This is a genomic window from Cupriavidus sp. R6-3 (assembly GCF_059772245.1).
The window spans coordinates 1-13,237 of the sequence record NZ_JCBAJO010000019.1 but is presented as its reverse complement, the minus strand read 5'-3'; the positions used below and the strand labels follow the sequence as shown (position 1 = coordinate 13,237).

Genomic DNA, 13,237 nt, shown 5'->3' with positions numbered 1-13,237 from the left:
GAATCGCAGTTAATCAAGCATGATCCGGCCGGAAATTATGCTGGTTTTCATCAATGATACGATGCCTTCCACAACAAGACCAACAACGAAACCAATAACGAAATCAACAACGAACCCCCGAGTGGACGGAGACAACGATGAAACTGCAACTCCTTTGCGCCGGCCTGACGCTGGCTTTCGGTAGCACGGTCGTCGCCGCGGGCGCGTATGCGCAGGGCTATCCCGAGCGGCCGATCAAGCTGGTGGTGCCCTACGCGCCGGGCGGCAGCGCCGATATCGCGGCGCGGCTCGTCGCCGACGAATGGGCCAAGGCGCTCGGCGGCACCATCGTGATCGAGAACAAGGGCGGCGCCGGCGGCAATATCGGCGTCGATGCGGTCGCCAAGGCGGCCGGCGATGGCTACACGATCGGCCTGCAGACGGTGTCGCTGGCGATCAATCCGTCGCTGTTTGCGAAGATGCCGTACGACACGCAGAAGGACCTGGCGCCGATCGGCATGGTGGCGAGCTCCCAGCATGTGCTGGTGGTCAACAACCAGCTGCCGGCCAAGGACCTGAAGGGGCTGCTGTCGATGCTGAAGGCCCAGCCCGGCAAGTACACCTATGGATCGGCGGGCCCGGGCAGCACCTTCCATATGGCGGCCGAGCTGTTCAAGAGCGTGGCCAATGTGCCGATCGAACATATCCCGTATCGCGGTGGCGGTCCGGCGCTGATGGACACCATCGCCGGCCAGGTCAACATGAGCTTCCCGGTGCTGTCCGCCGCGCAGCAGCAGGTGCAGGCCGGCAAGCTGCGCGCGATCGGCGTGACCGGACCCAAGCGCTCGCCGCTGATGCCCGATGTGCCCACCATCGCCGAGGCGGGCCTGCCGGGCTATGCCTTCGAGACGTGGTTCATGGTGTTCGCCCCGGCCGGCACGCCGCAGCTGGTGATTACCAAGCTGAACGCCGCGCTCAATACCGCGTTGAACGCGCCGGCACTGAAGGCCCGCATGGTGCGCGAGGGCTTCGATCCGATGCCGTCCACGCCGGAGCAGGCCCGCGCCCGCCTCGCCAAGGAAATGCCGCTGTGGGCCAAGGTGATCAAGGAGCGCGGCATCTCGGCGGAGTAAGCCATAAGCCAGGCACATTGCCCGCGACAGGCGCCGCGGAACATCGCGGCATGACATATCGCCTCATTCGGAACCCTGCATGATTCCCCGCACGCTATATCGCAAGCTGGTCGATTCGCATACGGTCGCCAGACTGGACGACGACAACGTCCTGCTGTTCTGCGATCTGCATCTGATGAACGAGTACACCAGCCCGCAGGCCTTCGCCGGCCTGCACGAGCAGGGCCGGCCGGTGCTGATGCCGGGGCAGAACGTCGCCGTGGTCAGCCATATCATCCCGACGCATCCCGGCGCGATCCGCGTGATTGCCGACCCTGCGTCGGCCCTGCAGGCGAGCAACCTGAAGGCCAACTGCGACCGGCACGGGATTGCGCTGTTCGATACCAACGACCGGCTGCAGGGCATCGAGCATGTGGTCGCGCCCGAGCACGGCATGATCCGGCCCGGCATGGTGGTGATCTGCGGCGACAGCCATACCACCACCTATGGCGCGCTGGGTGCGCTCGGCTTCGGCATCGGCACCTCGGAGGTCGAGCATGTGCTGGCGACGCAGACGCTGGTCTACCGGCTGGCAAAGGACATGCGGATTCGCGTCGACGGCACGCTGCCGGCCGGCACCACGGCCAAGGACCTGGTACTGATGATCATCGGCCGGATCGGCGCGCAGGGCGCGCGCGGCTATGTGGTCGAGTTCTGCGGCAGCGCGATCGAATCGCTCAGCGTCGAGGCCCGCTTCACGCTGTGCAATATGGCGGTCGAGGCCGGCGCGCGCGGCGCGCTGATCGCGCCCGACGCCACCGCCATCGACTACGTGCTGCAACGCGCGCCGGATATCGATGAGGAACTGCGGCCGCAGGCGCTCGCCGCCTGGCTCGCACTGCGCAGCGATGCCGACGCGGCCTTCGACGTCGAACACCGTTTTGATGCCAGCGACGTGGCGCCCCATGTCACCTGGGGCACCAGCCCGGATCAGGTCGTGCCGGTGGGCGGACGGATCCCCGATCCGCTGGAACAACCGGAGGGCCCCGCACGCCGCAGCACCGAACAGGCGCTGTCCTATACGCGCCTGGAGCCCCGCGCGCCGATCGCCGGCACGCCGATCCAGCATGTGTTCATCGGCTCCTGCACCAACGCCCGCATCGAGGACTTGCGTGCGGTGGCCCAGGTGGTGCGCGGCCGGCGCGTGGCGGACGGGGTACGCGCGATGGTGGTGCCCGGCTCGGGCGCGGTCAAGGCGCAGGCCGAGGCCGAGGGCATCGCCGCGCTGCTGATCGACGCCGGCTTCGAATGGCGGCAGCCGGGCTGCTCGATGTGCCTGGCGATGAACGACGACGTGCTGGAGGCCGGCGTGCGCTGCGCCTCGACCACCAACCGCAATTTCGAAGGCCGGCAGGGCAGGGGGGCGATCACCCATCTGATGAGCCCTGCGATGGCGGCCGCCGCCGCCGTGACTGGCCGCATCACCGATGTACGCGCACTGGAGCGCCACCATGACTGAACCGCTTCGTATCGACGGCAAGGCCGCGGCGATCCGCATCGAGAACCTGGACACCGACCAGATCATGCCGAAGCAGTTCCTGCGCGGCATCGACAAATCGGGGCTGGCGCAAGGGCTGCTGTACGACCTGCGCTTCGACGCGAAGGGCGAGCCGCGCGCCGACTTCGTGCTCAATCGCCCGCAATACGCCGGCACGTCGATCCTGATCGGCGGCTCCAACTTCGGTTGCGGCTCGAGCCGCGAGCATGCGGTCTGGGGTTTGCAGCAGTACGGCATCCGCGCGGTGATCGCGCCGAGCTTCGGCGAGATCTTCTATTCGAACGCGATGAACAACAGGCTGCTGCTGGTGATGCTGCCGCCGGAGCAGGTCGCCGCGCTGATGGAGATCATCGAGGCCAGCGACGGTGGTCCGGTCGGCATCGACATCGAAGCGATGCGGCTGCACGCCGAGGGCCTCGATGCCGGCTTTACGCTGTCGGCGCGCCATCGCGAGATGTTCCTGCAGGGGCTGGACATCATCGGCCTGTCGCTGGCGTATCGGCAGCAAATCGAGGCCTTCGCCGAGCGGCGCTGGGCCGCCGAGCCTTGGACGCGCGACATCGCCGCGGTGACGCGCCGACGGCTCGGCGGTAGCGCCGGGTAAGCATCGATTGCCTGCCGCCTGCCTATACTCAATGCAGCCCGCCGGCCTTGACCGGTGTCGCGCCGGCGGCGCCTGGGCGGACCTCGATCCGCCATTTCATGCAGGCAGCGTCAGGAGGCAGCAATGGGACGCAAATATATCGATTGCCGGGAAATTCCCAGCGACACCAAGTGCACGGTGGCGATCAGCGCCGACAGCGAGGAAGAACTGCTGGAGGCCGCGGTGCAGCATGCGGTGGAGGTCCATCATCATGACGATTCGCCGCAGCTGCGCGAGCAGCTGAAGGCAGCCTTCAAGGAAGGCGCGCCGCCGGCATGATGGGCGCCGGCAGCGCCGATGGCGATCACGATGACCCGCCGGCTTCGAGCCGGCGGTTTCGTTTCTGCCGGCGCGACGTTGCGCGCGGCCGGTCTCTCAGGCCGGGGTCGCGGCGAGCGCCGCGTTTTCGCGCTTGAGCGTTGCGCGGGCGCTGGCGACGGCCCGCCGCCGCGCCGCCAGTTCCGCGGCGGCCGCGTCGAGCTCTGCCTGCATCGTGACGAGACGCGAGCGCACCAGCGTGGGCGACGGACCGCCGGCGGCCATGCGGGCGCGGACACCCTGCACCGGGTCCAGGCAGCGCTGCACCGCCTCTTCGCTCAGGCCGATCGCGCGGCCGATCTGCTGGCGCGCGGCGATGTCCACCATGTCGCTGGTGATGCCGTCGGCCGGCAGCTGCGCGTCCAGCGCCTGGCGCACCACGGCGCCGACGATATGGTGCGCCTCGCGGAATGACAGATCGGCCTCGCGCACCAGTGCATCGGCAAGATCGGTGGCCGCGGAGAAGTCCCGGCGCGCGCGCAGCAGCATGTTGTCGCGCAGCGGCGTGGCAGAGCCGATCACCAGCGTCAGCAGCCGGGCGCTGCGCAAGCATTCGTCGGCGCATTCCCAGAAGCTGCGCATGCTCTCGCGGTTGCCGTCGCCGGTATGCGAGAAGTTGGTGCCCTTGACCGTCGACAACGCGGCGGTCAGCAGGCCGGTCAGATGGGCGCCCTTGCCCTTCAGGTATTCGAGCACGACCGGGTTCTTTTTCTGCGGCATGATGCTCGACGTCCCGGCCACGCTGTCGGGGAAGTCGATCAGGCCGAATTCCGGCGTCGACCAGACGAAATAGTCCTGTGCGATGCGGCTCCAGCCGACGGCGGCGATCGTCATCGCCGACATCATCTCCCAGGCGAAATCGCGCGATGCCACCGCGTCGAGCCCGTTGGCGACGCAGCGCGAGAACCCGAGCAACCGTGCGGTTTCCTCGCGCTGGATCGGGAAGGCGGTACCCGCGAGCGCACCGGCACCGAGCGGGCAGGCATCGAGCGCATCGAGTGCGCGCAGCAGCCGTTCGGCATCGCGGGCAAAGGCGTCGGCCAGACCGACGAGGTAATAGCCGTAGGTGATCGGCTGCGCCGCCTGCAGATGCGTGTAGCCCGGCATCACCGTGTCGGCGTGCTGCCGCGCCATCGTCAGCGTGGTCGCGCGCAAGGCCTGGATGGCCTCGAGCAGCGCCAGCCCGGCATCGCGGGCGCGCAGCCGATCATGCGTGGCGAGGATGTCGTTGCGGCTGCGTGCCACATGGAGCCGGCCGCCGGCGTCGGCGCCCGCGGTCTGCATCAGCTGCGCTTCGTAGTTGAAGTAGGCATCTTCGCGCGCCGGGTCGAGCGGCACCGCGTCGGGGCCCGCGCGTTCCATTTCCTCCAGCGCCCGCGCGATCCGCGCCGCCATCGCGCGCGGCACCAGCCCGGCGGCATGCAGCATCAGCAGATGGGCCTGGTTGATGTCGGTGAGATAAGGGAAACCGCTGGCGAAATCGCGGTTCAGCCGTGGCAGGTAGATCAGCTCGCACACTTCGGGAGCGGTGGCCTGCTGCAGGCGGCGGCTGACTTTGGAAGCGGTGTGGTTTGCGGTGCTGTTGGTGGCGCAGCTGGCGCCGTTGGTGGTGTCGATTGCGTTCGTGTCCATATGGCCTGGGATGGGGGAATTGGCATTGCGTTGTGGGCCAGTATGGAAATCGTCCTCCATATCGTCAAATCACAATCTGCGGTTGGCGCATACCAATTTGATATACCATCGCCACGCGCCTTCTCCACCACGACACGATGAACTTCAAGCAGATCGAAACCTTCCGCGCGGTGATGCTGGCGCGCTCGATGACCATCGCCGCGGAGCAACTCCATACCTCCCAACCGAACGTCAGCCGCGTGATCGCGCAGCTCGAGCGCGAGGCCGGCTTTCGCCTGTTCGAGCGCATTGCGGGCCGGCTCGTGCCGACCGTCGAGGGCGAGGCGCTGTTTCGCGATGTCGAGCGTGCCTTCGTCGGCCTGGATACGCTGCGCGATTCGGCGCGTGCGATCCGGCAGCTCGGCACGGGCGCACTGCGCATCGGCGCGGTGCCATCGATCGCGATGAGCGTGATGTCGCCCGCCATCCGCGAGTTCCGCAAGCGGCATCCGGACGTCGCGATCTCCGTCCATACCAGCGATTCGCCGACGGTCGCCAAATGGACCGCGACGCGGTTCTGCGATTTCGGCCTGGTCTCCTACGTGGTCGATACGGCGGGCGTCGAGGCGACTTTGCTGCGCGATGTGCAGGGCGTCTGCATCGTGCCGGCCGACCATCGTCTCGCGCGCAAGCGCCGCATCGTGGCCAGCGATCTCGATGGCGAGACCTTTATCTCGCTGACCCATGGCGACGGCACGCGCGCCGCCATCGACGCCGCCTTCGTCCCCGATCGCCGCAAGCTGACGCTGGAGACGCCATACGCGGCGACGATCTGCACGATGGTCAGCATGGGTCTCGGCGTCAGCGTGGTGAATCCGGTGGTGATCCGGAGCCTGCGGATTGCCGGCGTCAAGGCGCTGCCGTTCGAGCCGGCGATCGTCTTCAACAGCTACGTGCTGCGCGCCCGGCAGCATCCGGAGCCGGCGCTGGCGCGGGCGTTTGTCGATTGCCTGCGGCGGGCGATCGGCTGAGTGCAAGACCGGCAGACGCCGCCGTCGCTACAATGACCCACGGTGATCCCATCGCCATCCGACCAACGCAACGGAATTCACGCCATGCCAAAACATATCGGCATCGTTGGCTGCTCCGCCGAGGGCGCCGCGCTGTGCTATCGGACCATTTGCGCCGAAGGCGCGCAGTTTCTCGGGCCGCACGGGCATCCCGAGATCTCGATGCATACGCCTTCGCTGGCCGACTATGTTGCCTGCCTGGATCGCGGCGACCTGCGCGGTGTCGGCGAGCTGATGCTCGATTCCGCCAACAAGCTGGCGCGCGCCGGCGCCGATTTCCTGATCTGTCCGGACAACACGATCCACCAGGCGTTCGAACATGTCGCGCCGCATTCTCCGCTGCCGTGGCTGCATATCGCCGAGGTGGTCGCGGACGAAGCGGCTCGGCGTGGTTATCGCAAGGTTGGCGTGACCGGTACCCGGTGGCTCGTCGACAGCGAGGTCTATCCGGAAAAACTGGCGGCGCGGGGCATCGAGGCGGTACGACCTGGTTTGCAGGAGCGCGCGGAAATCGGCCGGCTGATCATGGACGAGCTGGTCCGCGGCGTGCTGCGAACGGAAACCACCGCGTACTTCCAGAGCGTGATTGCCGGTCTGAAGGCACAGGGCTGCGAGGCGGTGGTGCTCGGCTGCACCGAGATTCCACTGATCATCAGCGATGCCAATTCGCCGCTGCCGACGCTCGACTCGACGCGGCTGTTGGCCCGCGCTGCGTTGCGGCTCGCGGTGGAGCCGGACAAATGAAGCCCCATGTTGTGGCGTTCATGCCACAAATCTGCCGTCGCAGCGCGGGGTATTTGCAGCGGACTTGTTGCGTCGCAGCAGATGGTATATAGTCGAGTCTGTCTCCTCCACCACCTCGGTGGATTCCAGCCGCGCGAAACTTCGCGCGGTTTTTTTTCGCCCCTACGAAGGCGGCGAGCCGTGCCTGGTCGGGTCGGTTTCCCCGGCGATTTCCGCATATCGTAAGACGCGCCCCGAGAATGGCGGCTTGCGGGCGTCACGCTGCACCACACCGGCGATCCGCCCGCACCATCGCGCGGCAAGCCCGCACCACCCCGGCGAATACACGGTCCCGGCGGTCAATTTATTGCGTTGCAACATCGAATCTCATAGAGTGGCTGAAACGTCGATTTCCGCTACCCGATGCGCGTTGTATCCGCTCTGACCCGCCCAGTTTCCGCCGTCGCCGCCGCCATCCTCGCCACCGTTCGCGAGACGGCCATGAAAGCCCGCGCCGGGGGCCTGTGGTGCCGCGGCGCGGTCTATGGCGCGTCCTTCCTCGCCCTTGCCACGATGGGTTGGCTGGGCGCCGACCAGGGCCTGCTATGGTCGGCCACCGCTTCGATCTGGACTTGCCTTGCCGATCCGGGCGGCACCGCGCGAGACCGGTTGCCTCCGCTTGCCGCGGTGGGCGTCGGCGGGGCGCTCGCGAGCGCGCTCGGAGGAGCATTGGCCGGCAGCCCGATCGCCGCGTTACTGGTAGTGGTCTCGGCCGGCCTCGCCGCCGGCATGGTCGAACTGCGCGGCACGGCCGCTGCGTTGTCGGCCAAGTTGCTCTACGTGGTGTTGATCGCAGCCTGCCTGCAACCGGTTGGCGAGGCGAGCGCCGCCACATGGGCACTGGAACTGGGACGGGACTATCTGCTTGGTGGCGTGTTTGCCTGCGCGCTCTCGCTGGCGCTGCTGCCCTCGGCACGCGATACGCGGCCGCGGCCGCAGATGGTGGCGATCTTCGCGGCGCTGCAAGCGCTGGCCCGCACGCTGGCCGAAGCGACGCCACTCGCCGACGACCGCGACGCCAGTACGCAAGGCGATGCGCAGACCGACATCGGCAAGCGGCGCGTTCGCGAACGAATCGAGCAGGCGCGCGAACTGATCGCGACGCAACGTAGCTGGTTCGATCCGGCCACGTTGCTGCATTACCGTTATCTGATCGCGATGGCCGAGGCGGTGTTCGCCCTGCTGATCGTCGCTTCCGATCTGCGCGGCAGGCGCGGCCACGAACGGCTGCCGCTGCGCCACCTGCATCGCTGCCTCGACGATCTGCGCGAGCAGATCGAGCAGGGCCTGGCCCGCCATGCGGCCGATCTGCCCGCGCTGACGCGGTCGATGTATCTGCAGCTCAAGCGCCTGCACGGCCAGGTCGCCAATGCCAGCGCACCGCCGCTGTATCACGCCGCGCTGGCATCGCTGGCGCGCTTTCCCGACTTTGCCGCATGGCGCGCGTCTTTCCATTGGCCGCGCCGCTCGCTATGGATCGGCCTGCGCGCGTGGGGAACGACGCTGGCCGAGCTCGGTGCGCGCGATGCGCGCGTGACGCGCCACGCGGCCCGGCTGGCACTGGCCGGCGGCCTCAGCCTGCTGCCCGGTCTGGTCTGGCAGCTCGATCATGGCTACTGGGTCGCGGTGACCGTGATCATGGTGCTGAGCCCGCAGCTGCAGACCACGCGCCGTATTTCGCTGCAGCGCTTCGCCGGCTCGTTGGGCGGCGCGCTGCTGGCCTGCCTGGTGGGGCTGCTGCATCCCACCGCCCCAGTCGCGCTGGCGATCAGCGCGGTGTCGCTGTCCGCTGCCTATGTGGCCCGCCTTGCCGGCAGCCCGGGCCTGTTCGCACTGATGCTGACGCCGGCGGTGATCCTGTTTTCGTGGATCGGCGAACCTGCTTCCGACAGCAGCCACGTCGCGATGCTGCGCGGCGCCGATACCGCGTTCGGCTGCCTGATCGCGCTGGCGAGCTATCTGGTGCTCGCCCCGCGCGCCGAGCTGTCACGCGCCCGCCGCCGCGCGCGGGAAGCGGTGGCCATCCATGCGATCTATCTGCGGGCGGCCTTTGCGCAGGCACTGTCCGATGCCGAACTGGAACCGTCCGAGACGCGGCTGGAAGCGCTGCGCGTGGCCGCGGGCCGCGCATCGGTGCGCGCGGAACAGGCGCTCGAGCAGGCCGGCGCCGAACTGGGCCAGGCCATCGTGGCGGAATTCGCGCGGCTGCATGTGACCGTGCGGAAGATGGCGGCGCTCGCCGGCGTGATTCGCGCGGAGGCGGTCAGCAGCGAAGCGCCGGTACCGGCGAGCGCCGACACGCGGCGTTGGCTTGCGCAGGTGCAGGACGAACTGGCGACGCTGGCGGCGAGGCCAGGGGAGGCTGCAGCGACCGACATCGCCGTGAAGAGCGAAGACACCAAGCACGACGGCACCCATCAAGCCGCGCCGCCATGGCGCGACCGCTTCCTGCTCGAACAGGGGATGCTCGCCCGCCGCTATGCCGCGCAGGCGCACGCCGGCGTGACGGCGATCGCCACGATGGTCCCCGCGCGCGGCGGCCGCTGGCGCCGCGTCCTGGCGGCCGGCTGAACGGCTCTTGAACGGCTCATGAACGGCTCCTGAACGGCTCTTGAACGGCTTCCTGGCCGGCATCGACCGGTTTTCGAGCGGCTTCCTGCCCAACCAGCAAAAAAGCCCGACGGCAGGTCGCCGTCGGGCTTCTGGAATTGCCGGCGCGAGGCCGGCATCGGACGCTATGGCGTACGCTCACGCGCCGATCGGCTTGCCGTCCTTGTGGCGAACCACGATGGTCGACGAGCGCGCCGGCAGGCTGGCGCTGGGCCATGCGCCGTTCGGGTGCTGGATGTTGATGAAGAACGTTGTCAGGTCCGGCGTGTAGGCGATGCCGGTGATCTCGCAGCCGTGCGGGCCCACCAGGAAGCGCTTGCACTCGCGGGTCTGCTGGTCGACGTAGTGCATCGAGTTGGCACCGAAGATGTCGGTCGTGCTGCTGCCGGTGCCGGCATCGGTCTGCACCCACAGGCGGCCCTTCGGATCGACGCGGATGCCGTCCGGGCTCGAGAAGGTGTCGCCGACGATGTTGCCCTTCAGGTTATCCGCGGCCAGCGATGGGTCGCCGGCAAGCAGGAAGATTTCCCAGGTGAAAGTGGTCGCCAGCGGCGAGTCGCCCTGTTCCTTCCAGCGGATGATGTGGCCGTGCGGGTTGGTGGCGCGCGGGTTGGCCGCATCGGTGACGCGGCGGCCGCCGTTGTTGGTCAGCGTGCAGTAGACGGTCTTGTCCAGGCCCACCGTGATCCATTCCGGACGGTCCATCAGCGTGCCGCCGGCGACGCGGGCCGCGGCCTTGGTCTTGATCAGCACGTCGGCCTGGGTGTTGAAGTCCACCGTCGTCGGCGCCGGCGGCGTGGTCGACTGGGTGTAGTTGCCCGGATCGCTGGCGCCGGTGACCAGGCCGTTCTTGCCTTGGGTCAGCTCGACCCACTGGCCCGAGCCGTCGGCGTTGAACTTGGCCACGTACAGCGTGCCCTGGTCGAGCAGGTTGGCGTTGGCGGCGCGGTTGTTCGGATCGAAGGCATTGCTCGGGATGAACTTGTAGATGCAGCCCGGGGTGCCGTCGTCGCCCATGTAGAACGCCACGCGGTTGCTGGCGTCCGTCATGTACGCGGTGTTCTCGTGGTCGAAGCGGCCCATCGCGGTGCGCTTGGTCGGCGCGCCCAGCTGGTTCAGCGGGTCGATCTCGACAACCCAGCCGTAGCCTTCTTCCGGGTTCGACTGGTCGAGGTAGTTGTCGGTGGTCTCTTCGCAGGTCAGGTACGTGCCCCACGGCGTGGCGCCGCTCGAGCAGTTGTTCAGCGTGCCGACCACGCTGCCGCCGAGCGCGGCGGCAGCCGGGCCGCCCACCTTGTAGATGGTGTTGCCGGTATAGCGCTTGTTGTACTGCGAGTCGCGCTTGACGCGCCACTTGCCGTCGACAAATTCGATTTCGATGATCGACACGCCGACCGACGACAGCGCGATGCGCTTCTGCTCGGCCGTGGCCGTGGCTTCGTCGTAGCTGGTCGGGAACAGGATGGCCGAATCCATCGCTTCGTGATTGATCGCCAGCAGGCCGCCCTTCTGCGGGTCGACGCCGGGGATCTCGAAGAAGTGCATGCCGTCGTGGTTGCCGCCGGCCTGGCGCTCGGTTTCCGCCGAGCTCTGGAATGAGCCGCTATAGCCGACCGAGCCGATTTCGACCGGATCGCCGGCGGAGAACAGGACCTCGTACGAGTAGTTCTCGGGCAGCGTCACCGTGTCGGCGGTGACCTTGTCCGCCACCGGGTTGAAGCCGATGCTGTAGTCCAGCGGCTGGCTCGGGGTCGGGCCGGGGGCCGGAGCCGGGGCCGGCGCGGGATCGTCGTCGCCACCGCAGGCAGCCAGCAGGCCGGTCGAACCGAAGACCGACAGCAGCGACAGGCTCAGGCCGCCGCGCAGGACCTTGCGACGGGCCGGGTTGGCGGCGACGATCTCTTCGAGCGTCTGGCCGGGAACGGTGATGTAGCCTTCAGCCGCACGGCGCGGCTCGCGCGCCTTATCGGTGATGTAAGACATGACGGGGGGACCTCCCTTTGTTGGATTGAATGCCGGGCATCGCATCGCGGCCCTATCGAGGTCTTATCGAAGCCTTATCGAAGCGATATCGAGGGCAATCGAAGACATTTCGCGGCCGCATCGTGCCAATGCGATGAATGCAGCGGCAAGTGCAAATTGACGGCGAGGTGGATGCTAGGGGCGGTCCGTGACGTCGCGATGAAAAGATGTCTGATGCAATGGCATCAAGTGCGGCGGAAGGCGCGGCCGGCGGCCTTGGCGACGAAACTTCATCGGAATTTCATCGGCGTGTCATCGCGCCGTCATGCCGGCGTGTTTCAGCCGGCCTTGCGGAAGGTCAGGTTCAGGCGAAGCGTCCCCAGCAGCGGATGGTCGCCGTCGGCCAGTGGCGCGATGCCGTGATAGAAGAGCCGGCTCGGCCCGCCCCAGACGACGATATCGCCGTGCGCCACGCGGATGCGGGCGGGACGGTCGGCGCGTCGCGCGCCGCCGAACAGAAACACCGCCGGCAGTCCCAGCGAGACGGAAACGATCGGCGCATGCAGATCGCGCTCGTTGCGGTCCTGATGCAGCGACAGCCGCGTGCCGGGCGTATAGCGGTTGATCAGGCAGGCATCCGGTACAAAGCCGGGATACCCGGCCGCCGCCGCGGCCTCGCGCGCCAGTTCGACGAAGACCGCCGGCATCGCGGGCCAGGGCCGGCCGCTGTCCGGGTCGTTGGGGTCATAGCGATAGCCGCGCTCGTCCGACACCCAGCCGAGCGTGCCGCAATTGGTCATCGCCACCGACATGCGAAAGCCGCCGGGCGTGACCAGATGACGGAAGGGGGCTTGGGCGTGGACCTGCTCGATCGCCTCGCGCAGCGCCGGTGCACGCGACAGCGCGAAGCCGCGCAGCACCTCGGCACCGGGCCCGATCGCTTCGCTGTGTTCCCCGCCGCGGCTGTCGGGCTCGGGCAGGTTGTCGAACAGGTCGAAGGTCATGGGGGGACGGCGCGTGTCGATTCACTGGGAGAGGGAATGATACGCCGGCGGGTGGAATCGCCCGCAGGTTGACTTCCCTCTCCCGCGCGCGGGAGAGGGGTTGGGGGAGAGGGAGCCCACCCAGCTGACTATCCGCCTGCTCAGGCGAACGTATCGACCTCACCCAGCGCCACGCGACGCGGCGCCGCCAGTGCCGTCGCCGTCTGGGCCGCGCCAGGCTGCTGGAACTCCGTCACGCCCTGGGCGAAACCCTGGCCGCGATGCTGCGGGGCCTGCTGTTGCCCCTGGCCCGGCTGGCCGGCGAACTGCTCGGCGCCGACCGAGGTCTGGCCGAGCTGGATGCCGCTGTCGGCCATCGCATGGCGCAGTTGGGGCAGGGCGGCTTCGAGCGCCGCGCGCACGCTGGCGTGCGGCGAGACGAACTGGGCCTGGGCCTGGTCGTTGACCACATTGAGCACGACCTTCAGCGGACCAAGGTCGGGCGGGTTCAGTTGCAGTTCGGCGGTGTGGTTGCCCTGCGTGGTCAGGCGGACCATCTGCTGGCCCAGGGCCTGCGGCCACTGCGGATCGCCGACGCGCGGGGCCAG

At 68.0% G+C, this 13,237-nt stretch carries 11 protein-coding genes; 7 read left to right on the top strand and 4 right to left on the bottom strand.

Going from position 1 to position 13,237, the window contains the following annotated elements:
• Positions 1-137 precede the first annotated feature (137 nt).
• From AC6EI8_RS05920 to AC6EI8_RS05905, 4 genes are all read left to right on the top strand, one after another.
• Entirely contained in the window at positions 138-1,112 is a 975-nt protein-coding gene (locus AC6EI8_RS05920; protein WP_498381501.1) for a tripartite tricarboxylate transporter substrate binding protein, read from the top strand.
• Between the two features lie 79 nt (positions 1,113-1,191).
• Positions 1,192-2,610: a 3-isopropylmalate dehydratase large subunit gene (gene leuC, locus AC6EI8_RS05915; protein WP_498381500.1), complete on the top strand. Its 1,419-nt coding sequence runs from the start codon at positions 1,192-1,194 to the stop codon at positions 2,608-2,610.
• Positions 2,603-3,253, top strand: coding sequence for a 3-isopropylmalate dehydratase small subunit (leuD, locus tag AC6EI8_RS05910; RefSeq protein ID WP_498381499.1), 651 nt, complete (start codon positions 2,603-2,605; stop codon positions 3,251-3,253). The genes leuC and leuD overlap by 8 nt, the downstream gene beginning before the upstream one ends.
• Positions 3,254-3,376: 123 nt before the next feature.
• Positions 3,377-3,571 (top strand): DUF1059 domain-containing protein, encoded by a 195-nt coding sequence (locus AC6EI8_RS05905; RefSeq protein ID WP_149319491.1) that lies wholly within the window; start codon positions 3,377-3,379, stop codon positions 3,569-3,571.
• A 96-nt stretch (positions 3,572-3,667) separates the two neighbouring features.
• Here the strand turns inward: AC6EI8_RS05905 and argH are convergent, their stop codons facing one another.
• Complete coding sequence (gene argH / locus AC6EI8_RS05900; protein WP_498381498.1) at positions 3,668-5,242, bottom strand: argininosuccinate lyase; 1,575 nt, start codon at positions 5,240-5,242, stop codon at positions 3,668-3,670.
• 137 nt (positions 5,243-5,379) lie between these two features.
• Between argH and AC6EI8_RS05895 the strand changes: the two genes are divergently transcribed.
• From AC6EI8_RS05895 to AC6EI8_RS05885, 3 genes are all read left to right on the top strand, one after another.
• Complete coding sequence (locus tag AC6EI8_RS05895) at positions 5,380-6,252, top strand: LysR family transcriptional regulator (protein ID WP_498381497.1); 873 nt, start codon at positions 5,380-5,382, stop codon at positions 6,250-6,252.
• An 84-nt stretch (positions 6,253-6,336) separates the two neighbouring features.
• Positions 6,337-7,035, top strand: a complete 699-nt coding sequence (locus AC6EI8_RS05890; RefSeq protein ID WP_149319494.1) for an aspartate/glutamate racemase family protein — start codon at positions 6,337-6,339, stop codon at positions 7,033-7,035.
• Positions 7,036-7,515: 480 nt separating this feature from the next.
• On the top strand, positions 7,516-9,645 hold the full coding sequence (locus AC6EI8_RS05885; protein WP_498381496.1) for an FUSC family protein: 2,130 nt from the start codon (positions 7,516-7,518) through the stop codon (positions 9,643-9,645).
• Between the two features lie 177 nt (positions 9,646-9,822).
• On the opposite strand, the gene AC6EI8_RS05880 is transcribed toward AC6EI8_RS05885, so the two are convergent.
• The 3 genes from AC6EI8_RS05880 to AC6EI8_RS05870 form a co-directional block, all read right to left on the bottom strand.
• Complete coding sequence (locus tag AC6EI8_RS05880; protein WP_498381495.1) at positions 9,823-11,667, bottom strand: PhoX family protein; 1,845 nt, start codon at positions 11,665-11,667, stop codon at positions 9,823-9,825.
• A gap of 317 nt (positions 11,668-11,984) precedes the next feature.
• Positions 11,985-12,650 (bottom strand): DNA oxidative demethylase AlkB, encoded by a 666-nt coding sequence (gene alkB / locus AC6EI8_RS05875; RefSeq protein WP_498381494.1) that lies wholly within the window; start codon positions 12,648-12,650, stop codon positions 11,985-11,987.
• A gap of 140 nt (positions 12,651-12,790) precedes the next feature.
• The coding region (locus AC6EI8_RS05870; protein WP_498381493.1) for a flagellar hook-length control protein FliK at positions 12,791-13,237 on the bottom strand (447 nt) is incomplete at its 5' end.

Coding starts and splice junctions, on each gene's coding strand:
- AC6EI8_RS05920 (WP_498381501.1), top strand. CDS start 138: ATGAAACTGCAACTCCTTTGCGCCGGCCTGACGCTGGCTTTCGGTAGC.
- leuC (WP_498381500.1), top strand. CDS start 1,192: ATGATTCCCCGCACGCTATATCGCAAGCTGGTCGATTCGCATACGGTC.
- leuD (WP_498381499.1), top strand. CDS start 2,603: ATGACTGAACCGCTTCGTATCGACGGCAAGGCCGCGGCGATCCGCATC.
- AC6EI8_RS05905 (WP_149319491.1), top strand. CDS start 3,377: ATGGGACGCAAATATATCGATTGCCGGGAAATTCCCAGCGACACCAAG.
- argH (WP_498381498.1), bottom strand. CDS start 5,242: ATGGACACGAACGCAATCGACACCACCAACGGCGCCAGCTGCGCCACC.
- AC6EI8_RS05895 (WP_498381497.1), top strand. CDS start 5,380: ATGAACTTCAAGCAGATCGAAACCTTCCGCGCGGTGATGCTGGCGCGC.
- AC6EI8_RS05890 (WP_149319494.1), top strand. CDS start 6,337: ATGCCAAAACATATCGGCATCGTTGGCTGCTCCGCCGAGGGCGCCGCG.
- AC6EI8_RS05885 (WP_498381496.1), top strand. CDS start 7,516: ATGAAAGCCCGCGCCGGGGGCCTGTGGTGCCGCGGCGCGGTCTATGGC.
- AC6EI8_RS05880 (WP_498381495.1), bottom strand. CDS start 11,667: ATGTCTTACATCACCGATAAGGCGCGCGAGCCGCGCCGTGCGGCTGAA.
- alkB (WP_498381494.1), bottom strand. CDS start 12,650: ATGACCTTCGACCTGTTCGACAACCTGCCCGAGCCCGACAGCCGCGGC.